The 23,792-nt window shown below is 72.9% G+C and carries 19 protein-coding genes; 12 read left to right on the top strand and 7 right to left on the bottom strand.

Annotated elements, in window-relative coordinates:
• Positions 1-2: 2 nt before the first annotated feature.
• From ACW9J6_RS16560 to ACW9J6_RS16580, 5 genes are all read right to left on the bottom strand, one after another.
• Entirely contained in the window at positions 3-824 is an 822-nt protein-coding gene (locus ACW9J6_RS16560) for an SDR family NAD(P)-dependent oxidoreductase (protein ID WP_457117587.1), read from the bottom strand.
• A 93-nt stretch (positions 825-917) separates the two neighbouring features.
• Complete coding sequence (gene minE, locus ACW9J6_RS16565) at positions 918-1,208, bottom strand: cell division topological specificity factor MinE (protein ID WP_457117588.1); 291 nt, start codon at positions 1,206-1,208, stop codon at positions 918-920.
• Entirely contained in the window at positions 1,205-2,020 is an 816-nt protein-coding gene (gene minD, locus ACW9J6_RS16570; RefSeq protein WP_457117589.1) for a septum site-determining protein MinD, read from the bottom strand. Before minD ends, minE begins: the two co-directional genes overlap by 4 nt.
• Positions 2,021-2,086: 66 nt before the next feature.
• Positions 2,087-2,818 carry a septum site-determining protein MinC gene (gene minC / locus ACW9J6_RS16575; protein WP_457117590.1) on the bottom strand — a complete coding sequence of 244 codons (732 nt, stop codon included), beginning with the start codon at positions 2,816-2,818 and terminating at the stop codon, positions 2,087-2,089.
• A 106-nt stretch (positions 2,819-2,924) separates the two neighbouring features.
• Positions 2,925-4,754, bottom strand: coding sequence for a DEAD/DEAH box helicase (locus ACW9J6_RS16580; protein WP_457117591.1), 1,830 nt, complete (start codon positions 4,752-4,754; stop codon positions 2,925-2,927).
• A 307-nt stretch (positions 4,755-5,061) separates the two neighbouring features.
• Between ACW9J6_RS16580 and ACW9J6_RS16585 the strand changes: the two genes are divergently transcribed.
• From ACW9J6_RS16585 to ACW9J6_RS16595, 3 genes are all read left to right on the top strand, one after another.
• The gene (locus tag ACW9J6_RS16585; RefSeq protein ID WP_457117592.1) at positions 5,062-7,119 is read left to right on the top strand and encodes a methyl-accepting chemotaxis protein; all 2,058 of its coding nucleotides are present in this window, start codon (positions 5,062-5,064) and stop codon (positions 7,117-7,119) included.
• Positions 7,120-7,267: 148 nt separating this feature from the next.
• Positions 7,268-8,320, top strand: a complete 1,053-nt coding sequence (locus tag ACW9J6_RS16590) for an efflux RND transporter periplasmic adaptor subunit (RefSeq protein ID WP_457117765.1) — start codon at positions 7,268-7,270, stop codon at positions 8,318-8,320.
• Positions 8,320-11,484: an efflux RND transporter permease subunit gene (locus ACW9J6_RS16595; RefSeq protein WP_457117593.1), complete on the top strand. Its 3,165-nt coding sequence runs from the start codon at positions 8,320-8,322 to the stop codon at positions 11,482-11,484. The genes ACW9J6_RS16590 and ACW9J6_RS16595 overlap by 1 nt, the downstream gene beginning before the upstream one ends.
• A gap of 15 nt (positions 11,485-11,499) precedes the next feature.
• Here the strand turns inward: ACW9J6_RS16595 and ACW9J6_RS16600 are convergent, their stop codons facing one another.
• Complete coding sequence (locus ACW9J6_RS16600) at positions 11,500-11,913, bottom strand: response regulator (RefSeq protein ID WP_457117594.1); 414 nt, start codon at positions 11,911-11,913, stop codon at positions 11,500-11,502.
• 293 nt (positions 11,914-12,206) lie between these two features.
• Between ACW9J6_RS16600 and ACW9J6_RS16605 the strand changes: the two genes are divergently transcribed.
• The 6 genes from ACW9J6_RS16605 (at position 12,207) to ACW9J6_RS16630 (ending at position 18,963) form a co-directional block, all read left to right on the top strand.
• Positions 12,207-13,427, top strand: coding sequence for an LL-diaminopimelate aminotransferase (locus tag ACW9J6_RS16605; protein ID WP_457117595.1), 1,221 nt, complete (start codon positions 12,207-12,209; stop codon positions 13,425-13,427).
• 154 nt (positions 13,428-13,581) lie between these two features.
• The gene (locus ACW9J6_RS16610) at positions 13,582-13,797 is read left to right on the top strand and encodes a hypothetical protein (protein ID WP_457117596.1); all 216 of its coding nucleotides are present in this window, start codon (positions 13,582-13,584) and stop codon (positions 13,795-13,797) included.
• A 50-nt stretch (positions 13,798-13,847) separates the two neighbouring features.
• Positions 13,848-14,234: a hypothetical protein gene (locus ACW9J6_RS16615; RefSeq protein ID WP_457117597.1), complete on the top strand. Its 387-nt coding sequence runs from the start codon at positions 13,848-13,850 to the stop codon at positions 14,232-14,234.
• A gap of 15 nt (positions 14,235-14,249) precedes the next feature.
• Positions 14,250-14,642, top strand: coding sequence for a hypothetical protein (locus ACW9J6_RS16620; RefSeq protein WP_457117598.1), 393 nt, complete (start codon positions 14,250-14,252; stop codon positions 14,640-14,642).
• A gap of 631 nt (positions 14,643-15,273) precedes the next feature.
• The gene (locus ACW9J6_RS16625) at positions 15,274-17,925 is read left to right on the top strand and encodes an MGH1-like glycoside hydrolase domain-containing protein (RefSeq protein ID WP_457117599.1); all 2,652 of its coding nucleotides are present in this window, start codon (positions 15,274-15,276) and stop codon (positions 17,923-17,925) included.
• A gap of 192 nt (positions 17,926-18,117) precedes the next feature.
• Entirely contained in the window at positions 18,118-18,963 is an 846-nt protein-coding gene (locus ACW9J6_RS16630) for a formate/nitrite transporter family protein (RefSeq protein WP_457117600.1), read from the top strand.
• A gap of 540 nt (positions 18,964-19,503) precedes the next feature.
• On the opposite strand, the gene ACW9J6_RS16635 is transcribed toward ACW9J6_RS16630, so the two are convergent.
• Positions 19,504-19,950: a MarR family winged helix-turn-helix transcriptional regulator gene (locus tag ACW9J6_RS16635; protein ID WP_457117601.1), complete on the bottom strand. Its 447-nt coding sequence runs from the start codon at positions 19,948-19,950 to the stop codon at positions 19,504-19,506.
• Between the two features lie 80 nt (positions 19,951-20,030).
• Here ACW9J6_RS16635 and ACW9J6_RS16640 point away from each other — a divergent pair, with 80 nt between their 5' ends.
• From ACW9J6_RS16640 to ACW9J6_RS16650, 3 genes are all read left to right on the top strand, one after another.
• Positions 20,031-21,869 carry a chloride channel protein gene (locus ACW9J6_RS16640; RefSeq protein WP_457117766.1) on the top strand — a complete coding sequence of 613 codons (1,839 nt, stop codon included), beginning with the start codon at positions 20,031-20,033 and terminating at the stop codon, positions 21,867-21,869.
• 263 nt (positions 21,870-22,132) lie between these two features.
• Positions 22,133-22,354, top strand: a complete 222-nt coding sequence (locus ACW9J6_RS16645) for a hypothetical protein (RefSeq protein WP_457117602.1) — start codon at positions 22,133-22,135, stop codon at positions 22,352-22,354.
• A gap of 148 nt (positions 22,355-22,502) precedes the next feature.
• The gene (locus tag ACW9J6_RS16650; RefSeq protein ID WP_457117603.1) at positions 22,503-23,756 is read left to right on the top strand and encodes a class I SAM-dependent methyltransferase; all 1,254 of its coding nucleotides are present in this window, start codon (positions 22,503-22,505) and stop codon (positions 23,754-23,756) included.
• Positions 23,757-23,792: the final 36 nt, after the last annotated feature.

Consider the following 23,792-nt stretch of genomic DNA (forward strand, 5'->3'; position numbering starts at 1 on the left):
TCCTATGCGCCGATCGCCCGGCGGATCAGCGACCAGTAGCGGACCGGCATCAGGCGCTGGATCAGGGCGACCTGCTTCGCGTCCGACCCCACGATCAGGCGCGGCGCCTTCCGCTCGATCCCGGCGAGGATCTGCGCGGCCGCCGCCTCCGGCGAGAGCCGCAGGTGCTTCTCGAAGGCGCGCCGGCCGCGCTCGGCCTCGGCGGGGTCAACCCCGGCCCCCGTGCGGGAGTTGCGCGCGATCGCCGTGGCGACGCCACCCGGATGCACCACCATGACGTGCAGCCCGCTTCCCTCGGTCTCGTGGCGCAGGGCCTCCGAGAAACCGCGCACCGCGAACTTGCTCGCCGCGTAGGCGGTCTGGCCGGCCGGGGCGATGATCCCGTAGAGGCTCGACAGGTTGACGATCTGGGCCTCGGGCCGGCGCCGCAGGGCCGGCAGGAAGGCGTGGCTCATCCGCACCACGGCGCGGAAATTGATGTCCATCAGCCACTCGACATCGTCGAGGGACACCTCCTCGAAGCGGCCGGCCAGCGCCACGCCCGCGTTGTTGATGAGGAGGTCGAGAGTCCCGTGCCGGCCGAGGACCGCGTCGGGCAGGGCCGCGATGGCGGCGGCGTCGCGCAGGTCGACCACGTGGGTGCTGAGGCCGGGTGCGCGCCCGTCGAGGCCGGCCGCCAGCCGCGCGAGCCCCTCGGGGTCGCGGTCGACGAGGGCGAGGCGGGTTCCGCGCGCCGCGAGCGCCTGCGCCAGGGCCGCCCCGATCCCGCTCGCCGCGCCCGTGACGAGCGCGGTCCTGTCGCGCAGTTCGAATCGTGCCGCCAATGCCGCGCCCCCCGGGTGCCCCCGATCGGGGCTTGGCGCGTCTTCGCCCGAAGGCGCGCCGGGCGCAAGCGCGGCCGCGCCCGGCGGGGTGGATCAGGCGCGCTTGCGGACCGGTTCGGCGGCCTCGGGGGCCGGGAGGACCGGCAGTTCCACGTCGATCTCCAGCAGGGACACGGCCTGGCCGCGCTCCATCGAGACCTTCACCTTCTCCTGGTCGATCGCCACGTGCTTGGCGATGACCGCGAGGATCTCCTCGCGCAGAACCGCCGCGAGGTCGCTGCGGCCCGGGGCGCTGGCGGCGCGCTCGTGGGCGAGGAGGATCTGCAGGCGCTCGCGCGCGATCGGCGCGGTGCCGCGGCGGGAGAAGAACGGCAGCAGCGTCATGCGGCCCTCCGGGAGAGGAGGCGGTTGAGGAAGGACTTGCGCTCGGTCGGGATGGTCATGGCCACGCTCTCGCCGCGCAGGCGTCGGGCGGCGTCCGCGTAGGCGCGGGCCGGGGCGCTGGCGGGGTTGTTGAGGGTGACCGGGCTGCCGATGTTGGAGGCCTTGAGCACCTCCTCGCTCTCGGGCACCACCGCCAGGAGCGGGATCGAGAGGATCTCCAGCACGTCCTCGATCTTGAGCATCTCGCCCCTGTCGGCCCGGGAGGGGTCGTAGCGGGTGAGGATCAGGTGCTTCTCCAGGCCCTCGCCGGCCTCGGCGCGGGCGGTCTTGGCGTCGAGGAGCCCGATGATGCGGTCGGAGTCGCGCACCGAGGAGACCTCGGGGTTGGTGACCACGACGGCGACGTCGGCGTGGCGCATGGCCAGCGTGGCGCCGCGCTCGATGCCGGCGGGGCTGTCGCAGATCACCCAGTCGAAGCGCTCGCGCAGGTCATTGATCACCCGGGCGACGCCCTCGTCGGTGAGCGCGTCCTTGTCGCGGGTCTGGGAGGCGGGGAGCAGCGAGAGGGTGTCGACGCGCTTGTCGCGGATCAGCGCCTGGGCGAGCTTGGCGCTGCCCTGGACGACGTTGATGAGGTCGTAGACGACCCTGCGCTCGGCGCCCATGATGAGGTCGAGGTTGCGCAGGCCGACGTCGAAATCGACCACGCAGACGTTCTGCCCGGACTGGGCCAGGGCCGCCCCGAGGGCCGCCGTGGTGGTGGTCTTGCCCACCCCGCCCTTGCCCGATGTCACCACCACAACCTTCGCCATGCCATTCCTCGCTGGGTGTTGGGCGGTCGCCCGCCGGTCAGGACGGAGCGTTGCCGCGCGTCCGCGTCAGTCCAGGGCCGTCATTCGCATCGCGTCGCCGTCGAGCCAGACATGCACGGGCTTGCCGCGCAGGCTCGCGTCGATGTCGTCCGCGATGCGGTACAATCCGTCGATCGAGAGCAGTTCCGGCTCGAACCGGCTGCAGACGATCCGGGCGTTGCCGTTGCCTGCCGCGCCCGCGATGGCGCGCCCGCGCAGGGTCCCGTAGACGTGGATCGAGCCCCCGGCGATCACCTCGGCGCCCGAGGCCACCGACCCCATCACGGTCACGTCCCCTTCCGGGAACAGGATCTGCTGGCCCGACCGCACCGGCGCGTCGAGCACCAGCGAGCCGATGCTGGTCGGCCGCTCGGAGACCCCGATCGCCACCGGGGCCGGCGCGTCGGCCGGGGCAGGGGCCTCGTCCGGCACCGGGATCTCGCCGCCCGCCCGGCCGCCGGTGAGCCGCGGCGGCAGGCCGGGCGCGAAGGCCGCCGAGCCCGCGCCCTCCAGCCCCATGATCGGGATCTGCCGGGCGGCGAGATCGGTCACCAGGGCCTGCAGCGCCTCGCGGGAGGGCTTCAGGGCGGCGACGTCGAGGATCACGGCGCGGCCGGCGAAGAAGGCCGGCGAGCGCTGCATCAGGGCGTCGAGGTCTGACAGCCAGGCCTCGACGGGCGCCTCGGGGGCGAGGACCACGGCCAGGAAGGAGCGGCCGCGGAAGCGGATCGGCGGGCGGGCGGGAGCGGAGCTGGTCACGGGTTGATGATTCGTTACCGCACTATTGCGCGCCCGGATCGTTACCGAAGAGTTAACGGGATCACCATCAATTCATGGTTCCGTAACGGCAGAGCCCGCGGCCGGGTCACCGGCCCGCGGCCCGGCGCTCCCCGGCCCAGCGGCGGCGGGCCGTCCAAGTGTAGCGGGCATCCCCGTCGAGGAGGTGGAGGTGGTCGGCGAGCCGGTTGCGCTCCAGCCACGCCAGGGCGGCCTCCAGTTCGGCGGCGGTCATCGCGGCGCGGGCCTTGTTGCCGAAGAGGCGCTTCAGGACCGCGTTGTAGCGGTGGGAGAGGCGGCCGGCCCGCGGCACCTGCAGCTCCGCCTCGTCCTCGACGGCCTGGGCCGTCACCATGGCGGCGACCTGGGACCGGAGCTGCCGCTCGGCCACCGAGGGGGGCAGGGGCGAAACCGCCGGCACCTCGGGCCGCACCAGCGCCAGCGACGGGCCGGGCTGCAGCATGGCGTAGCGCAGGCCGAGGGCGTTGCTCTCCAGCGGCACGATCCCCTCCTCGGCCCGCGCGGCCGGGGGCGGCGGCGGCGTCGCGGCGCCGTCGGCCCGCCGCCTGCGCGGCGGGGCGCCCTGCTCGGCCTCGATGCGGGCGCGGAAGCGCGCGAAGAGCGGGTCGTCCGGATGGAAGACCAGGGCGTGCTGGTCCGCGTAGGCGCCCGCATGCGGGTCGACCCGGGTGGCGCGGGCCATCATCTGCTCCAGCCAGGGCCGGCTGCGGATGTGGGTGAGGGCCGCCACCACGGCGACCTCCGGCGCGTCGAGCCCCTCGTAGGCCATCGCGACGGTGACGAGGATCGCGGGCTCGGGCGTGAGCCGGAACGCCGCCAGGGCATCGTGGGCGTCGGGCTCCGACGAGACGGCGATCCGCGCGTCCCGCAGGCCCTGCGCGACCGGCATCCAGCCGCGCAGCATCGCGAGGTAGCTCTGGGCGCTCGCCTGGTCGGGGGCCACCACCAGGAGCTTGCCGAGGCCCCGCGCCGCCGCCGCGGCGTCGAGGCCGCGGGCGCGCCGCCGCTCCGCCCGCAGGCGCCGCGTCGCCAGGAAGGCCTCGTGCAGCAGGTCGCGGGCGAAGCCCGTGCGCAGGGCCGTGAACAGGGCCGGACGCGTCGTCGCGCTCGGACCCGGCCCGGAGAGGCGATGCGGCCCCACCCGGGCGTGGCCCGCCTCCCGGCCGCCCTCCAGCCAGCTCGCCTCGCCGTCGAGGGCGCCGAAGCGCACCGGCAGCACCGCGCGCTCGGCCAGCGCCTGCGCCCGCGAATAGCCGATCACCGCCCAGCCCGGCGCCCCCGTGTCCGGGACCGGCGCGCGGCCGGATGCCGCCTCGCGATAGGGCAGCCACAGGATGCGCCGGTTGTCCGCCCGCTCCAGCGTGCCGGAGAGGAGGAGCCGCAGCCGGGCGTGGTGGAGAAGGGGCAGCAGCGCCCGGCTCCAGGCCGCCGCCTCGCCCTCCGGCGCGGAATCGGCGAGGGCGGGCAGGTGGTGAACCTCGTCAACCACGAGGAGCGTGCGGTGGCGCTTCATCTCGGCGAGGTGGAGCGCGGGGGAAGCGGCCACCGCCTGGTAGGTCGTGACGTAGCCCGCCAGGCCGCGGGCCGGGTCGGGCGCGTTGTCGGCGGCGCGCACCGAGAGAGCGTGGCCGAGGGCGGCGCGCCAGGCTGGATCGGCGAAGGCCTCCTCGGCCTGCAGGCGCAGGGAGTCCCGCGGCACCACCCAGACGACGCGCTCGACCGTTCCGGCGGCGATGAGGCGGGCCGCGGCGATGACGGGCAGGAGCGACTTGCCTCCCCCGGGCGTCACGGCGGCGAGGATGTCGGCGACCTCCGCGGCCTCGCCCCGGGCGAGCGCGGCCACCAATTCGGACAGGCTGCGCTGGTGGCTGCGCAGGGGGCGGACGGATGCGCTCACGGCGCGGACCAGCGACTCATCCCGCGCAGCATGGCCGAGGTGTCCGCGGTTGTGAATCCTCGCTCTTCCGACGCTGTGCGCGCCCCGAGTCCGGATCGACCTCCGGCCCACGCCGCCTTCCGGCGGCGGACCCGTCGTCGCGGCTATTCGGTCAGCGGTCGACTCGCACTCCCGGCTACGCCAGAAGTGATCACGCTCGCGGCAGCCTATGCCTTTCGGTTAAGCAGGGATCTCGCGAAGGTACTCCTGCGTTAGATCAGCCTTAACAAAAGACAAGCAGGGTGTCGGCGACAACGATGCGACTGCCATGCTCCTCAGATCTTTCCTCCACTCCCTCGCCGCGCGGATCGGCCTCGTCGCCCTGGCGCCGTGCCTCGCCCTCGCGGTCCTCGTGGCACTCGTGGTGGGCGAGCGCTCCGCGGAGCGGTCGGAGATGGCCCGCGTGGCCTCGCAGGTGGACCTCGCCTCCGCCCTGAGCCGCTTCATGCACGAGGCCCAGATCGAGCGCGGCGCGTCGAACCTCCTCATCGGGTCCAAGGGAACGCAGTTCGGCGCCGAGGTCGAGGCACAGCGGCGCCGGACCGACGAGGCCCTCGGCGCACTCACGGCGATGCTCTCCGGCCCGGCCCTGTCCGACGTCGGCGAGGCGGTGGCCACCCGGGCGGCGCCCCTGCGCGAAACACCCGCGCGTCTCGCCGCGCATCGCCGCGCCGTCGACGCGCTCACCGTGACCGCGGCCCAGAACGTCGCGGCCTATAGCGGTCCCATCGCCGAGGCGCTGGGCGCCGTGCGGGTCATGGCCCGTCAGGTCTCCCGCCCGGAGATCGCGGCCCGGCTGTCGGCCTACGCGGCCCTGCTGGCGCTCAAGGAAGAGGCGGGCCGCGAGCGCGCCGTCGCCGCCGCCGTCTTCGCGTCCGGCAGCGCCGATCTCGACGCCGTGGAGCGCGTCGCGGCCCTCGCCGCCAACCAGGCGACGCAGGCCGAGCTGTTCCGCGCCTCGGCGCGGCCGGAGGCGGTGGCGGCCCTGGAGCGGGTCGAGGGCGAGCTGCCGGCCCGCGAGGTCGCCCGGCTGCGCGGCCTCGTGGAGGGGACGATGCCCGGCACCGCCCTAGCCTTCCGGGACGCGCCCGGCTGGTTCCAGCTGGCGACGCGGCGCATCGAGGGGCTGAAGGCGATCGAGGACGGGCTGACCACCGAGATGGCCGCGGCCGCGCAGGAGGTCCGCGCCGGGGCCGAGCGCTCGCTCGCGGCCTGGAGCGGCGCCGGGATCGGGGCCGTGCTCGCCTCCATCGTGGTCGCGGCGGCGATGGGCCGAGCGATCGCGCGGCCGCTGGTGCGGCTTGCCGCGGCGGTGACCGCGGTGGGGGAGGGGCGCGTCGACGTCGCGATTCCGTCCCAGGGGCCGCGCGAGGTGCGGGCCCTGGCGGCGGCGGCCGAATCCTTCCGGGACAGCGTGGTGGAGCGGCGGCGCATCCGGGCCGAGCAGGAGGCGCAGGACCGCCACACCGCCGCAGCCCAGCGCGCCGCCATGGACGCGGTCGCCGACCGCTTCGAGGCCGAGATCGGCCGCTTCGTCGGCGCCGTCTCCGCCTCGGCCGACAACCTCCAGACGGCCGCCCGCAGCCTCTCCGGCACGGCCGCCGGGACGGCCGAGCAATCCGCCTCCGTCTCGGTCGCGGCCGGCGAGGCCGCCACGAACGTCGCCACGGTGGCGGCAGCGGCCGAGGAACTCGGCGCCTCCGTGCAGGAGATCGGGCGCCAGGTTCAGGGATCGGTGGCGCTCGCCCGCGGCGCGGTCGACGAGACCTCCCGCACCGCGGCCGTGGTCTCGGACCTGAGCCGGGCGGCCGGCGGGATCGGCGACGTCGTGGCGATGATCGCGACCATCGCCGCGCAGACGAACCTCCTGGCGCTGAACGCCACCATCGAGGCGGCGCGGGCCGGGGAGGCCGGCCGCGGCTTCGCGGTCGTGGCCGCGGAGGTCAAGGAACTCGCCGGCCAGACCGCGCGGGCGACGGATCAGATCACCGCGCAGATCGCCCGCATCCAGGACTCGACCGGCGAGGCCGTGACGGCGATCGGCCGCATCTCCGGCGTGATCGAGCAGGTCAGCGAGGTCTCGGCGGCGATCGCCGCGGCAGTGGAGGAGCAGGGCTCGGCCACCCGGGAGATCGTGCGCAGCGTCACCCAGGCGGCGGCCGGGACGGGCGCGGTGACGCGCACCATCGGGCAGGTCGCCCGGGCGGCGGACGAGACCGGGGCCGCCGCCGCGCAGGTGCTGTCCTCCGCCTCCGGCCTCTCGCGGCAGGCGGAGAGCCTGACCGGCGAGGTCGCGCAATTCCTCGCGACGGTGCGGGCGGCCTGAGCGCCGCCGCCCGCGCCGGTTGCGCAATGTTCCCGACCGGCCGGACCCGTGCTAGGCCTCGCGGGAGACACCGACGGCCGGCGCGAGGGGGGAGCGGGTCGACGGAACCGGGAACGAACCCCTCGTCGTCCAGGCGCCCGCCGTGTCGCTGTCCCGCCCGCGCCGCATCCTCGGTACGCTCGGCACGCTCCTCGTGCTCGCCGCCGCCGCGGGCGCGTTCCTCTGGTTCCTGCCCGAGAGCCTGCGCGCCGCGCCGCCGGTCGGGAAGCCCCCGCCGCCCCGGGTCACCCGGGCGGTGGTCGAGGAGGGGCGCACCATCGTCAAGCTGACGGCGGAGGAGCGGCGCCAGATCGGCGTCGAGACCGTGAGCCTGCGCGCGGACCGCCACCGGGAGGAGCGGCAGGCCTACGGCAGCGTCGTCGATCTCGCGCGGGTGACGGACCTGACGAATTCCTACGCCAGCGCCAAGGCGCAGCTCCTCACCGCCCAGGCCCGGCTCGAAGTCTCCCGCAGCGCCTATCAGCGCGCGAAGGCGCTGGGGCCCTACGCCACCGCCGTGCAGCTCGAGACCGCCGAGGGCACCTTCCGCACGGACGAGGCCGCGCTGGCCGCGGCGGAATCGCAGCTGCGCACCCTCGCCGCCACCGCCCAGCAGGAATGGGGGCCGGTGCTCGGGCGCGCGATCGTGGAGCGCGCGCCGCTCGTCACGCGGCTGATCGAGCGCGAGCGCTTCCTGGTCCAGGTCACGCTGGCGCCCGGCGAGAGCGTCGGGGCGCCGCCCGCCACGGCCTTCGCCGAGGTGCCGCCGCAGAGCGCCCGCGTGACCCTCGACTACGTCTCGCCCGCGACCCGCACCGACCAGCGCATCCAGGGCCTCAGCTACTTCTACACCGTCGCGGGGGACAGCGGCTTCCTGCCGGGCATGAGCTGCCTCGCCTTCGTCCCGACGGCGCGCGCCGTCGCGGGCGTGGCGGTGCCCGAGGACGCCGTGGTGCACTGGCAGGGCGGGGCGTGGTTCTACCGGAGCGTCGGCCCCGATGCCTTCGCGCGCCACCCGCTGAAGGCGGATACCCCGATCGCCGCCGACGCCTTCGTGGTCGCCGGGCTGCCCGAGGAGACCGAGATCGTGCTGCGCGGCGCCCAGGCGCTCCTCTCCGAAGAGATGAAGGCCCAGATCCGCGTCTCGGGCGACGACGATTGATGCCGCCCTCCGGCCCGCAGGCGCTCCTGGTGGGCGCCGCGATCCGCTTCCGCGGCAGCGTGCTCGCCCTGGCGCTGGCCCTCGTCGCCTACGGGCTGATCGCGGTGGGCAAGGCGCGCTACGACGTCTTCCCCGAATTCGCCCCGCCTTCGGTGGTGGTGCAGACCGAGGCGCCGGGCCTCAGCGCCGAGCAGGTCGAGCAGCTGGTGACCCTGCCAGTCGAGGTGGTGGTCAACGGGCTCCCGGGCGTCGAGAGCCTGCGCTCGGCCTCGATCCAGGGCCTGTCGGTGATCACGATCGTGTTCCGGTCGGGCACCGACATCTACCGCAACCGGCAGCTCGTGACCGAGCGCCTGGCCTCGGCCGCGGCCAAGCTGCCCCAGGGCGTCGGCACGCCCACCATGACGGCGCTGACCTCGTCGAGCAGCACGGTGCTGCTCGCCGGCATCACCGCGGCGGCGCGCTCGCAGGCAGATCTGCGCCGGGTCGCGGACTGGACGCTGCGGCTGCGCCTCCTCGCCGTGCCGGGCGTGGCGCAGGTCTCCGTCTATGGCGGCGACGTGCGCTCGCTGCAGGTCCAGGTCCGGCCCCGCGACCTGATCCGGTTCAACATCGGGCTCAACGACGTCCTCGCCGCCGCGCGGCGCGCCACCGGCGTGCGCGGGGCGGGCTTCGTCGACACGCCCAACCAGCGCATCACGCTCGAGACCGAGGGCCAGTCCCTCACCCCCGACCAACTCGCCCGCACGGTGCTCGTCAACGAGGGCGGCGCCAGCGTGGTGCTGGGCGACGTCGCCACCGTGGCCGAGGCGCCCGAGCCGCCGATCGGTGCCGCCCTGGTCGACGGCGAGCCCGGCATCTTGTTCATGATCGGCGCCCAGTACGGCGCCAACACCCTCGAGGTCACCCGCCGGGTCGAGGCGGCCCTCGCGGAGCTGCGCCCGAGCCTGGAGGAGCAGGGCATCCGCCTGCGCGCCGACCTGTTCCGGCCCGCCGACTTCATCGCGGTGGCGACCGGCAACGTCATTCAGGCGCTGGCGCTGGGGGGCGCCCTCGTCGTGGTGGTGCTCTACGTCTTCCTCGCCGACTGGCGCATCTGCCTGATCTCCTGCGTGGCGATCCCGCTCTCGCTCCTCACCGCGACCCTGGCCCTGCAGGCGCTCGGCGAGACGCTCAACACGATGACGCTCGGCGGGCTCGCCATCGCGATCGGCGAGGTGGTCGACGACGCGGTGATCGGGATCGAGAACGTGGTTCGGCGCCTGCGCGAGAACCGCCGCCTCGGCCTCGCGCGGCCGGAGCACCGCGTCATCCTGGACGCGATCCTGGAGGTGCGCGTCTCCGTTGCCTACGCGACCTTCGCGGTGCTCCTCGTCTTCCTGCCGGTGCTGACGCTGACGGGCGTCGCGGGCCGTCTGTTCGGCCCCCTGGCGCTCGCCTACATCCTGGCGGTGCTGGCCTCCCTGGCGGTGGCCCTGACCCTGACCCCCGCCCTCGCCGCCCTGCTGCTCACCCGCCGGGCGGGCGGCGACGCCCCGGCCCGGGAGCCTCCGGTGATGCGCTGGTCGCGCCGGGGCTACGCGCGCATCCTGCGCGGGGTCGAGCGCGCGCCGCTCCTCGTCGGTGGCCTGACCCTGCTCGCGACCCTGTGCGGGGCGGCTCTGGTCCCGGGCTTCGGCAGCACCTTCCTGCCCGACCTCAAGGAGGGGCACTTCATCCTGCACATGGCGGCGGCGCCCGGCACCTCGCTGCAGGAATCCCTGCGCCTCGGGCGCCACCTCACGGCGGCGCTCCGCGAGATCCCGGGCGTGCGGGCGGTGGCCCAGCAGGTCGGGCGGGCCGAGGCCGGGCAGGATACCGCCGGCACCCATTACAGCGAGGTCCATATCGACCTCGATCCCGGCCTCGACGGGGCCGGGCAGGAGGCGGTGGAGGCCCGCATCCGCGCCCTGACGACGACCTTCTCGGGCGCCGCCTTCTCCCTCAAGACCTTCCTGACGGAGCGGATCGAGGAGACCCTGTCGGGCTTCACCGCGCCGGTGGTGATCAACCTGACCGGCCCGGATCTCGGGCGGCTGGAGATCGCGGCCCGCGACCTCGCCCGGGAACTCGGGGAGGTGAAGGGTGCGGCCGACATCCAGCAGGCGGCGCCGCCCGGCCTGCCGGAAGTCACCGTGTCGCTGCGCCCGGCGGATCTGCGCCACTGGGGCCTCGACGCCGTCGAGGTGCTGGAACTGGTGCGGACCGCCTACCAGGGCGACACGGTCGGCCAGAGCTACGAGGGCAACGCGATCTTCAACGTGATCGTGATCCTCGATCCCACCCTGCGCGGGCGCGTCGCGGCGATCGGCGACCTGCCCCTGCGCACCCGCGGGGGGAGCTACGTGCTCCTGAAGCAGGTGGCTGACATCTACGAGACGCCCGGGCGCCTGCAGGTGCTGCACCAGGGTGCGCTGCGCGTGCAGACGGTCACGGCGAATGTGGTGGGGCGCGACGTCGCCTCCTTCGTCGAGGCGGCGCGCCGCAAGGTCGCCCGGGAGGTCGACCTGCCGCCCGGGACCTCCGTCTCCTTCGCGGGCAGCGCCGAGGAGCAGGCGCGGTCGCGCCGCGACCTCCTGGTCGCCGCCGCCTTCGCGGGTGCCGGCATCCTGCTGCTGCTGGGCGCGGTCACCGGCCACTGGCGCAACCTCGCCCTGGTCGTGGCGAACCTGCCCTTCGCGGTGGTGGGCGGCGTCCTCGCGGTGTTCCTGACGGGCCGGGTGCTCTCGCTCGGCTCGCTCGTCGGCTTCGTGACCCTGTTCGGGATCTCGCTCCGCAACACCATCATGATGATCTCCCACTACGACCACCTCGTGCGCGTCGAGGGGCGGAGCTGGGGGATCGCGACGGCGATCGAGGGGGCGGGGGACCGGCTGGTGCCGATTCTGGCGACCTCGCTCGTCACCGGGCTCGGGCTGATGCCGCTGGCGCTGGGGGCGGGCGAGCCCGGCCGCGAGATCGAGGGGCCGATGGCGATCGTGATCCTGGGCGGGCTCGTCACCTCGACGGCCCTGAACCTGCTCGTCCTGCCGATGCTGGCGCTCCGCCTCGGCCGCTTCGGCGGTCCCGACCCATCGGCGGATCCGCGGCACGAGGCCCATCCCGACCCCGCCGGCGCGCGGTGACGCCCCGCCCCGCGCTCATCCCTCCGCACCTTGGCAGAGCGCACGCGACCGGCCGGTTCCGCGCGTCAGGTCCGACAGGTGCGCGACGAGACCGCGGTAGTCGACCGGCTTCTCGAAGACCGGCGCGGACCGGTAGGCGTCCGGCAGGGCGAGCCGGCTGTACCCCGTCGCGAACACGAAGGGGATCCGCCGCAGGCTGAGGAGGTCGGCGATCGCGAAGCCGTCCGCCTCCCGCAGCCCGATATCGAGGATCGCCGCGTCGACGGTCCGCGCGGCGAGGAGCGCCAGCGCCTCCCGGCCGGTGCCGACCGGGCCGATCACCTCCGCGCCCGCCCGGGCCAGAACCTGCGCGAGGTCGTCCGCGAGGAGATACTCGTCCTCGGCCACGAGGATGCGGCACCGGTCGAGATCGCCCGATCGCTCCGCCATCACGGCCCCTCCGTTCACGACCTCCCAATGCATGCCGAGGGCCAGGTGGCAACCGAGACCGACGGCGCGCCATCATCGCGCGGCCGGACCGAGCGCGCATTGATCTGGCGCAAAGCGACCCCGCGTCGCCGGCCGAACCGCCGCGGGGTCGATCGGCGACGTCGGCGAGATGCCCGGTTCCGCTTCGACGCGATCGGGGTTAAGCAGGACGGCTCCGGCGCAGCCCCGCAGCGGCGGAGATGCTGCCACGCGACGGGCGCCCCGGGGAGGCGGCGCCGATCAGGATCCGGCCGATGACCGACTTTCACCGCATCAAGCGACTGCCGCCTTACGTGTTCGAGCAGGTCAACCGGATCAAGGCCACCGCCCGCGCCAACGGCGCCGACATCATCGATCTCGGGATGGGCAACCCGGATCTCGACGCGCCCCGCCACGTGATCGAGAAGCTCGTCGAGACCGTCGGCAAGCCGCGCACCGACCGCTACTCGGCCTCGAAGGGGATCGCGGGCCTGCGCCGGGCCCAGGCCGGCTACTACCAGCGCCGCTTCGGCGTCACCCTCAACCCCGAGACCCAGGTCGTGGCGACGCTGGGCTCGAAGGAGGGCTTCGCCAACATGGCCCAGGCCATCACCGCGCCGGGCGACGTGGTGCTGGTGCCCAATCCGAGCTACCCGATCCACGCCTTCGGCTTCCTGATGGCGGGCGGCGTCATCCGCTCGGTCCCGGCCGAGCCGACGCCCGCCTTCTTCCCGGCGGCCGAGCGGGCGATGCAGCACTCGATCCCCAAGCCCGTGGCGCTGGTGGTCTGCTACCCGTCGAACCCGACCGCCTACGTCGCCTCCCTCGACTTCTACCGGGACCTCGTCGCCTTCGCCAAGAAGCACGACCTGATCCTGCTCTCGGACCTCGCCTACGCGGAGGTCTATTTCGACGATTCCAACCCACCGCCCTCGGTGCTGCAGGTGCCGGGCGCCATCGACGTCACGGTCGAGTTCACCTCGCTCTCGAAGACCTTCTCGATGGCGGGCTGGCGGATGGGTTTCGCGGTGGGCAACGACCGCCTTCTCGCCGCTTTGTCGCGGGTGAAGTCCTATCTCGATTACGGCGCCTTCACGCCGATCCAGGTCGCGGCGACCGCCGCCCTCAACGGGCCGGAGGCCTGCATCCACGAGATGCGCGCCACCTATCGCCGCCGCCGCGACGCGCTGGTCGATTCCTTCCAGAAATGCGGCTGGACGATTCCGGTCCCGTCGGCCTCGATGTTCGCCTGGGTGCCGATCCCGGAGAAGTTCCGCGGGCTCGGCAGCCTCGAATTCTCGAAGCTCCTCGTTGAGAAGGCGGACGTGGCGGTGGCGCCCGGCATCGGCTTCGGCGAGCACGGCGACGAGTTCGTGCGCATCGCCCTCGTGGAGAACGAGCAGCGCATCCGGCAGGCCGCCCGCAACATCCGCCGCTTCTTCGACGGGGCGGACCGCACGCTGCACAACGTCGTGCCGCTGCAGAAGGCGGTGTGAGGGCGGCAGCCTGAGCGGCCCGGTTGTGGCCGGGGGGTGACAGGGCGCGGCGAAAGCCACGCCCGGGCCGCCCCCCTTCCGGCCGCGCCTTGATCGGGCCGGGGTGGGGCGGCAGGGTTGCGGCCACGCTGTCCCCTCCAAGCCCGGGTTCCCCATGCGTCCTTCGCTGACCATCGTCGGTCTCGTGCTCGCGGCCCTCGCGCCGGCCGCCTGCGCGCCGAACCCGATCGTCGCCCGGGATCCCGTCCCCGCGCCGAGCCCGGACGAGGCCTATCGCTGCCGCTCCCGCCCGACCGTGCTGAACGGCTTCTGGACCGATTGCGACCCGGTGCTGCGCGAGCGCGAGGTCGTGGTCCGCTCGAAGGGCTGACCGCGCCGGTCATCACCCTCCTCCGGGAACCGCATCCCGGATCCTGCGCGTTGGAAGAGGTCTTCCTCGTGCCCAGGATCCGGCCGGTGCTGCGCCCCTCGCTCGTTCTCGCCCTCGCGGGCCTCGCCGGTCCCGCGCTCGCCCAGAATGGGGCGCAGGCGCCCCTGACGCTGCGCGTGCGACCTGAGCCGGTTCTCCGGGAGGACATCTACGCCCGCGCGGCGGCGCGCGGTCCCGTGGTGCTGCAGGTCGACCCCTTCGCGCCGCGAAGCCTCCTTCCGCCCGTGGCGATCCGGGCGGTGCCGGTCGCCGCCGTGCAGAACGGCGCCGCCTTCGGGCCCACCGGCTTCGGCTACTACGCGGAGTCGACGAGCGAGGGTCCCCTCAACCGCCGCCCGCGGCCGGATGTCTACGTCCTCGGCAGCGTGCCCTACTGAGCCTCAGGAGCCCCGATGCTGCGTCCCGCCCCTTTCCTCGCCGCCCTCATCGCCCTCGCGGGCGTCGCCGCCCCGGCCGCGGCCCAGAGCGTCGGATACGTCACCGGGATCCCGGGCCGCGATCCGGCCGGGGACGACGAGATCGGCTGGGGTCCGGCCTATCGGCCCGAGACGAGCTACTCGCAGCCCGGCACGCCGCCGACCCCCGGCGACTACGCGGGCGCCGCCTACCGGGCCCGGACGGGCCGCGGCGTCTACGAGGATGTGCAGGGGCCGGGCTTCGAGCAGCGGACGGTCGCCGACCGGGCCGAGCTGCGTCGGGCGCGGCATCACGGCATGCGCACGGCCTCGGCCTGGCAGCGCCGGCACGCCCGGATCGAGCGCCGGCATCGGCAGGCCGCGCGGTAGCGCGCCGGGCAACCCCCCGTTGCGGGCTGCCGTGTGACACATCGTTGTGTCCGGCTCATCAGCTGAACACCCCTGGAAAACGCAACACTCCTCATGCTGAGGTGCTGGCGGAGCCAGCCTCGAAGCACCCCTGGCCGTCTATCCAAGAGAAGTGCGCCTTGGATCCGCTGTTCTGGGGTGCGTGCGGGCCTGCGGCCCGCCAGAGGCTCCCTTCGGTCGCACCTCAGCATGAGGAGGTGGGTTTGTTGCCATGAGCCGGATTTGATGCTGTGGCCCACTATCACCTGATCGGATGAAATCGGCCGCTCTTTACCTCGATCTGCGTCGATTGAGCCTTGCGATGCCCTGCGAGCGACCGCGCAGCGGGTGCGGCTGAGCAATGACGGATCCGCTCGATGTCTGATCGATCGGAACGATCATGCTTTCGCTACGGACCATGGTTTCCTGTGCTGCGTGCACGCGGCAATCCCCTTCGCGGGGAAGGGGGCCCGGCGGAGCCGGGCGGGAGAGGAGAACCACACGTCGGAAGATGACGTCGACCGGCCGCGCTCACTCCGCTCGCCACCCCCTCCCGCCGAGCTGGCGCTGAATATGCATTGCTGCCCCCGGCGCGACAGCCGGAAGGGGTGCGGTGGACGGGGTGGATCGTTGGGCCGAGCGGCGGCGCGTGGCCGAGCAGAGCCGGGGCGAGCGGGCGTGGTCCCTGTGGGGCCCCTATCTGAGCGAGCGGCAATGGGGCACCGTGCGGGAGGATTACAGCCGCGACGGCAATGCCTGGCGCTCCTTCACGCACGAGGACGCGCGCTCCCGCGCCTATCGCTGGGGCGAGGACGGCATCGCCGGGCTCTGCGACGACCGCGGGCTGCTCTGCCTGTCCGTCGCCCTCTGGAACGGGCGGGACCGCATCCTCAAGGAGCGCCTGTTCGGCCTCACCAACGAGGAGGGCAACCACGGCGAGGACGTCAAGGAGGTCTACCACTACCTCGACGCGGTCCCGAGCCACGCCTACCTGAAGGTCCTCTACCGCTACCCGCAGGCCCCCTTCCCGTACGAGGCGCTCCTCGCCGAGAGCCGGCGGCGCGGGCGCGACCGGCCCGAATACGAGATCGAAGAGACCGGCGCCTTCGACGATGGCCGCTTCTTCGACGTCACGGTCGAGTACGCCAAGGCCGACATTCACGACATCCACCTGCGCATCACGGCGGTGAATCGGGGTCCCGAGACGGCCGCGCTTCACCTCGTGCCGCTCCTGTGGTTCCGCAACACCTGGTCCTGGGAGGAGGGGGCGGAGCGGGAGCGCCCGCGCCTCTCGGCCCTGCCGGACGGGACGATCGCCTGCGCGCATCCGCGGCTGGGGCCCTACCGCCTCGCGGCCGAGGGGAGCCCGGACCTGCTGTTCTGCGAGAACGAGACCAATCCGCGCCGGCACGGCGGCCCCGCCGACGCGCCCGGCCGGTTCAAGGACGGCATCAACGAGGCGGTGGTCGAGGGCCGCCGCGACGCCGTCTGCGGCGAGGCCGGCACGCGGCTCGGCCTTCACTACCGGCTCCGGCTCGGCCCCGGCGAGGCCGCCAGCCTGCGCCTGCGCCTCGCCTCCGGGTCGCGCGCGCTCCCCGTCGACCTCGCCGACCGGGTGGTCGAGCAGCGCCGCGCGGAGGCGGACGCCTTCTACGAGGATCTCCAGGACGGGATCGACGATCCCGACCGGCAGGCGATCTTCCGGCAGGCCGCGGCCGGGCTGATCTGGTCGAAGCAGCTCTACCGCTTCGACATCCGGCGCTGGCTGCGCGGCGACCCGCTCCAGCCCGAGCCGCCCCGCGAGCGCCTCGCCGGGCGCAACGCCGCCTGGCGCCACGTGGCGGCCGCCGACGTGCTCTCGATGCCCGACACCTGGGAATATCCCTGGTTCGCGGCCTGGGACCTCGCCTTCCACTGCCTCCCGCTCGCCCATCTCGATCCGAGCTTCGCCAAGAGCCAGCTGCTGCTCCTCACCCGCGAGTGGTACATGCACCCGAACGGGCAGCTCCCGGCCTACGAGTGGGAGTTCGGGGATGCCAACCCGCCGGTCCACGCCTGGGCGACCTTCCGGGTCTTCGAGATCGACCGGGAGCGCAGGGGAGGGCGGGGCGACCTCGCCTTCCTGGAAGGGGTCTTCCACAAGCTTCTCATCAACTTCACCTGGTGGGTGAACCGCAAGGACGCCACCGGCCGCAACGTCTTCCAGGGCGGCTTCCTGGGCCTCGACAATGTCGGGGTGTTCGACCGCTCGCGGCCGCCCCCGGGCTTCGGCATCGTCCACCAGGCCGACGGCACCGCCTGGATGGCGATGTACGCTCTCGCCATGATGCGGATCGCCCTCGAACTGGCGCTCCACAACGACGTCTACGAGAGCACCGCCTCGAAGTTCTTCGAGCATTTCCTGCTCATCGCCGAGGCGATGACCGACATGGGCGGCGAGGGCTTCGGCCTCTGGGACGAGGAGGACCAGTTCTACTACGACGAGGTCGACATGCCGGACGGCGGCATGATCCCGCTGCGGGTGCGCTCGATGGTCGGGCTGGTGCCGCTCTTCGCCGTCGAGGTGATCGAGCCGCGCATGCTCCAGCGCCTGCCGGACTTCGCCCGGCGCCTGAACTGGGTGCTGGAGAACCGCCCGGACCTCGCGCGCCTGGTCTCGCGCTGGACCGAGGGCGGCGTCGGCGACCGCAAGCTCCTCTCGCTGCTGCGCGGCCACCGCATGAAGGCGCTGCTGCGGCGCATGCTCGACGAGAGCGAGTTCCTCTCTCCCTTCGGGGTGCGCTCGCTCTCCAAGGTTCATGCGGAGAAGCCCTACGCCCTCGACGCCTTCGGGGCCTCCTTCACGGTCCGCTACGATCCGGCCGATTCGACCTCGGGGATGTTCGGCGGGAACTCGAACTGGCGCGGACCGGTCTGGATGCCGGTGAACTACCTGATCATCGAGTCGCTGCGCCGCTTCCACGCCTATTACGGCGACGATTTCCTGGTCGAGTACCCGACCGGCTCGGGCGCCATGCGGCCCCTGCGCGCCATCGCGGACGCCCTGGAGGACCGGCTGATCGCGCTGTTCACGAAGGACGCGGAGGGCCGCCGCCCGGCGCTCGGGGGCCGCGCGATGCCGCCCGCGGGCGCGGACGAGCCGCTCCTCTTCCACGAGTTCTTCGACGGCGACACCGGCCGCGGCCTCGGCGCCTCGCACCAGACCGGCTGGACGGCCCTCGTCATGAACCTGCTGCTCAGCCAAGCCAAGCACCGGGAGGGCTGAGCTTCGCAACGGGAAGCCGCCGCTGCTGCGAATCCCTTCGTCAGCCCTGCTCACCGATAGATCACGAATTGCCCACAATTTGTCTCTGGACGAGGCGGATCATGTCGTTACCATGATCTCACCAATTACTCGCAGCGTGAAGTGCCGGCGGAACTGTCCGCCCGCCCGCTGCTGTCCGTCCCAGGAGACACGATGGCTTATCTCGCCCCGTCCGAATTCGTCACCAAGATGGTGGATGCCGGTCAGGCCAAGGTGCTGATGGCCACCCGCGACACGCTGATCCGCGCCTACATGGCGGGCGCCCTGCTGGCGCTCGCGGCGGCCTTCGCGGTCTCGGTCACGGTGCAGACCGGTTCGCCCCTCGTCGGCGCGATCCTGTTTCCGGTCGGGTTCTGCATGCTCTACCTCCTGGGCTACGACCTCCTGACCGGCGTCTTCGTGCTGTCGCCCCTCGCCCTGATCGACCGCCGCCCGGGCGTGACGCTGGGCGGCGTGCTGCGCAACTGGGGCCTCGTGTTCCTCGGCAACTTCGCGGGCGCGCTGACCGTGGCGGTGATGATGGCGATCATCTTCACCTTCGGCTTCACCACGCCCCCCGATCCGGTGGGGCAGAAGATCGGCGCCATCGGCGAGTCGCGCACGGTCGGCTACGCGGCCCACGGGGCCGCCGGCATGCTCACCCTGTTCATCCGCGGCATGCTCTGCAACTGGATGGTCTCGACCGGCGTCGTCGGCGCCATGGTCTCCACGACGGTCCCGGGCAAGGTGATCGCCATGTGGATGCCGATCATGCTGTTCTTCTTCATGACCTTCGAGCATTCGGTGGTGAACATGTTCCTGTTCCCGTCGGGTCTGATGCTCGGCGGCAAGTTCTCGATCGCCGACTACTTCATCTGGAACGAGATCCCGACGGTGCTGGGCAACCTGATCGGCGGACTCACCTTCACCGGTCTGACCCTCTACGCGACCCACGTGCGCACCGTGAGCGCTCGGCCGGCCCGCCTGATGCCGCAGGGGGTGGCCTATCCGGCGGAGTGAGACGGGTTCCGCTCGATCAAAGCGAACCCGGTCTCACCGATCCCGCGCGGCGGAGCGTTGCTCCGCCCGCCTGGGCGAACGTGATCTCCGCATTGCGCACCAATCAACTGCGTATCGTATGGATTGTGACCGGCGTAGCGGACACTGGCTGATGAAACCAGGATTTCGCGCGGTCGATTTCAAGCTCTCCCTTTTCCGGACGACTGCAGCGACAGCGGAATGCGACCCGGAAACCAGCGCAAGACTCTGCCGCGCAGCGGCTCCGTTTTTCAGACACGTTGTTGACAATCGGACGCTTCGCGGAGTCTTGCACTGGTTTCCGGGTCGCATTCCGCTGTCGCTGCATGCGCCTGGACAAGTGGGGAAGAGGTTGGTGTGAAACCGGACGACGTGTGACCGCCCCGCGAACCGGCTCCTATCAAGGGCGGGATCTGCCCGGACGGTTCCGCGGGCGAAGTTGGCCTGCTGAGCAGGCGCAGCAGGACGTCGTCCCGGCCCGCCTCGGCACCCGTGCTTCGCACGCGCGGCCGGGGTCCGCCGCTACCCGGCCCCACCCCCCTCCCGCGTCAGCCGCCCGAGCGCCCGGATCAGCGCCGGCTCCAGGGTGCGCAGCTCCTCCAGGTGGGCGGCGCTGAGCCGGGCGAGCAGCGCCTCCGCCCGTGGCGTCAGGGCGAGTTCCATCCGCCGCCGGTCCTCCCGGCCCCGCGTCTTCGCGAGCAGATCGGCCTCCACCATCCGGGCCACCAGTTCGGCCGCGCTGTGGGGTGCGATCAGGAGCTGCTCGGCCACCAGCCCCACATGCGGCGCCTCCGGCCCCGCGTGCCCGGCCACCGCGAGGAGGGCCTGATGCTGCTGCGGCGGCAGGCCCGCCGCCAGCGCCGCCGCCTCGCTGAAGGCCAGGAACTGCCGGAGCCGGAACCGGAAGGCCGCCAGGGCGGCGTACTGCGCGCGGGACAACCCCTCCGGCGGGATCGGCAGTTCGGTCACGGCGCACTTCTCCTCAGCTCCGACCCTGGAATTGTATCGGAGTACGATATATGTCCCGGACCACGAACCGGGAGACGATCATGGCGCAGGAGCACGCGGGCGCGAAGGGGGCAGGGGGATCGGTGGCCGTCGCCGCGCGGCGCCCGCCCGCCGATTTCAGCGCCGGTCCGCGCGTCCTGATTCTCGTCGGCATGGCGCTGGTCGTCGGCACGGGCGGGGCCATCGCGGCCCTCGGGCTCGTCAAGCTGATCGCGCTGGTCACGAACCTGTTCTGGTTCGGGCGGTTCTCGGACGCCCCGGTCGCCCTCGGGGAGGCACCGCGCGGGGCCTGGATGGTACTGGCGCCGGCGCTGGGCGGCCTCGCGATCGGCCTGATGGCGCGGTTCGGCTCGGAGAAGATCCGTGGCCACGGCATCCCGGAGGCGATCGAGGCGATCCTGATCGGCGGCAGCCGGATGTCCGCCAAGGTCGCGGTGCTGAAACCGCTCTCCTCGGCGATCTCGATCGGCAGCGGCGGCCCCTTCGGCGCCGAGGGGCCGATCATCATGACCGGCGGGGCGATCGGGTCGCTGTTCGCGCAACTCTTCCACCTGAGCGCCGCCGAGCGCAAGACGCTGCTGGTTTCGGGCGCCGCCGCCGGCATGACGGCGATCTTCGGCACGCCGGTGGCCGCGGTGCTGCTCGCCGTCGAACTCCTGCTCTTCGAGTGGCGCCCGCGCAGCTTCATCCCGGTCGCCGTGGCCGCCATGGTCGCCACCGCTTGGCGCCCCGTCCTGTTCGGCGAGGGGCCGCTCTTCCCCTTCGCGTCCGTCCCGGCGCTGCCCGGCCTGGGCCTCCTCGTCTGCGCGGGGCTCGGCCTCGCGGCCGGCCTGCTCTCGGGCCTGCTCACCCGGCTCCTCTACGCGCTGGAGGACGCGTTCGAACATCTGCCGATCCACTGGATGTGGTGGCCGGCCCTCGGAGGCCTCGTCGTCGGGGCGGGCGGCCTGATCGCGCCGCGGGCGCTCGGTGTCGGCTACGACGTGATCGCGGATCTCCTCGGCGGCGCGCTCCTCTCGCGAACCGTGCTGATCCTGCTCGCCGTGAAGGCGGCGATCTGGCTCGTCGCCCTGGCCTCGGGCACCTCGGGCGGTGTGCTCGCCCCGCTGCTGATCCTCGGCGGCGCCATGGGCTGGCTTCTCGGCCACGGTCTCGGCCTGCCCGGCGAGCCGGGCTTCTGGGCGCTGCTGGGCATGGCGGCGATGCTCGGCGGCACCATGCGGGCGCCCCTCACGGGCGCGCTCTTCGCGGTGGAACTCACCGGCGCCGTGCAGGCGCTGGCGCCGCTCATCGCCGCGACCGTCACCGCCTACGCGGTCACCGTTCTGATGATGCGCCGGTCGATCCTGACCGAGAAGATCGCCCGGCGCGGCCAGCACATCACCCGCGAATACGGCGTCGATCCGTTCGAACTCACCCGCGTCAGCGAGATCATGGTGCGGGAGGTCGACGTCCTCGCGGCCGATCTTCCGGTGACGGCCGCCGCGGCGGCGGTCGCGGCCGGCGGGCACGACGCCTACCCGGTCCTCGACGCCGCCCGCCGCCCGATCGGGATCGTCACCCAGGCCGACGTGCTGCGCTGGGCGCGCGAGGCCGAGGAGGCCGACGGCCCCTTGGAGGAGCGCGTGTCCGACGCCTCCCTCGCCGTCGTGCATCCGGACGACGTGGCCGGCCGCGCCCTCGACGCGATGCTGGCGGCCGATCAGGGCCGGATCCCGGTGACCGACCCGGGGACGGGCGCCCTTGTCGGTCTCGTCAGCCGCAAGGATCTGATGCGGGTGCGCGCCGCGGCCAAGCGCGCCGAGGTCGAGCGCCGCGCCTACCTGGCGCCGCGGCCGCCGGGCCTCCGGCGCCGTGCCTCGCCCGTGCGTCCCTCATGACGGGAAGCGGATGCGCCCGCCCGACGCGGCGTCGCTTGCCGTGCGGACGCGCGGTCACCCCGTGCAGCGCTCTCGATCATCGTGTGTGTCACGCAAGCTTCATCGAACCCATGACACGGCGATTCGCCCGTTTCTTGTGGGGCGATCGCGGTTAACCTGAGTTGAAGCACCGCCGATCCGGCAGGGCTACATTTGGCCTGTCGTCACGTGAGCATGGTGACCGCACGATGTTGAGACAGGCTGAGCTTTTGGATCCGAGAACCGTGGCGGAGATCGAGGGGCTCATCCTCGACTCACGAACCGAGGTGCGGCCCGCCAAGCAGCGGATGGTGGAGCGCCTGCGCCAGCTGGAGACGCAGGCGCGCCGGCAGCGGAGCTGCCGCCAGGAACTGCAACTGATCATGTCCGCCCGCCGTCTCCTCGGCGACGCCGAGAATTTCGGGATCGTGCACGGGGCCTTCGGACCCGATGCTCGGCGGGCCTAACGGCGTTCGGCTCGATGCAAGCGCGACGGGGGACCGGCCGGGCCTGAACGGCGTTTGATCGAGGAGGGAGCAGCAATCCCGGCCGCGACGTCGCCTTCGCTCGAGCGGGGCCGGACGGACATCCGGTGTGGTTCCGATGACTGCGCTGATGGAACGGATCTTCGGTCGCGTGGTGAGGGCGCTGCCGCTCGCCGGGCGGCTGGTCGTGGTGGGCACCGATGGGCGCCGATACGAGGCCGGGGATGGCGGCGGGCCCCGCGTCACCCTGCGGCTGCACGATCCCGGCGCGGCCCGGGCGCTGCTCCTCGATCCCGAGCTGCGTTTCGGCGAACTCGTGGTCGACGGCGGGGTGACGCTGGACGAGGGCGCGTTTCCCGATCTGATGCACCTTCTCCTCGCGCGCAGTCGCGGCGAGCTGCGCCTGCCCTCCGTCACCGCCATGGCGGCTCTGCGCCGGCTCGCGCGGCGGGTGGCCCGCAACACGCCCCGCCGGGCGCGCCGCAACGTCGCCCACCACTACGAGTTCGACTCGCGCCTGTACGCGCTCTTCCTCGATCCGGCCTGGCAGTATTCCTGCGCGTATTTCGAATCGGACGCCGACGATCTCGACGCGGCGCAGCGGGCGAAGGTGCGCCACATCGCGGCGAAGCTGATGGCGGGTCCGGGACAGCGGGTCCTCGACATCGGCTGCGGCTGGGGCGGGCTCGCGCTGTACCTCGCGGGCGTCGCCGGCTGCGAGGCGGTGCGGGGGATCACGCTCTCGGAGGGGCAGCTCGCCCGGGCGCGGGCCCAGGCCGAGGCGCGGAGCCTGGCGGGGCGCGTGCACTTCGCCCTGGAGGATTTCCGCCGCACGGCCGGCCGGTTCGACCGGGTCGTCTCGGTCGGCATGTTCGAGCATGTCGGGCCGGCGGATTACCCGACCTTCTTCCGCCTCGCCCGCGAGCGCCTCACGGAGGACGGCGTGATGCTCCTGTCCACGATCGGCCGCACGGGCGAACCCTATCCGACCAATGCCTGGATCACCCGCTACATCTTCCCGGGCGGCCACCTGCCGACGCTCTCGCAGATCATGCCCGCCATCGAGGGCTCCGGCCTGATGGTGGCGGATGTGGAGGTGCTGCGGCTGCACTACGCCCGTACCCTCGCGGCGTGGCGGGTGCGCTTCGACGCGCGACGGGAGGAGGCCCGCGACCTCTACGGCGAGCGCTTCTGCCGGATGTGGGACTGGTACCTGGCCAGCTGCGAGGCGGCGTTCCGCTACGAGGACGTCGTGGTCTTTCAGATCCAGCTCGCGCGCCGCAACGACGTGGTCCCGATCACCCGCGACTACATCGCCGCCGGCGAGGCTCGGCTGCGGCAGCGGGAGGCGACGGTCGGGGTGCCGTGGGCGGAGGCAGCCTGAAGGCCGGATGCTCCGGTGAGCGGCGCAGAGGCAGGG

The organism is Methylobacterium sp. JK268 (assembly GCF_054052225.1).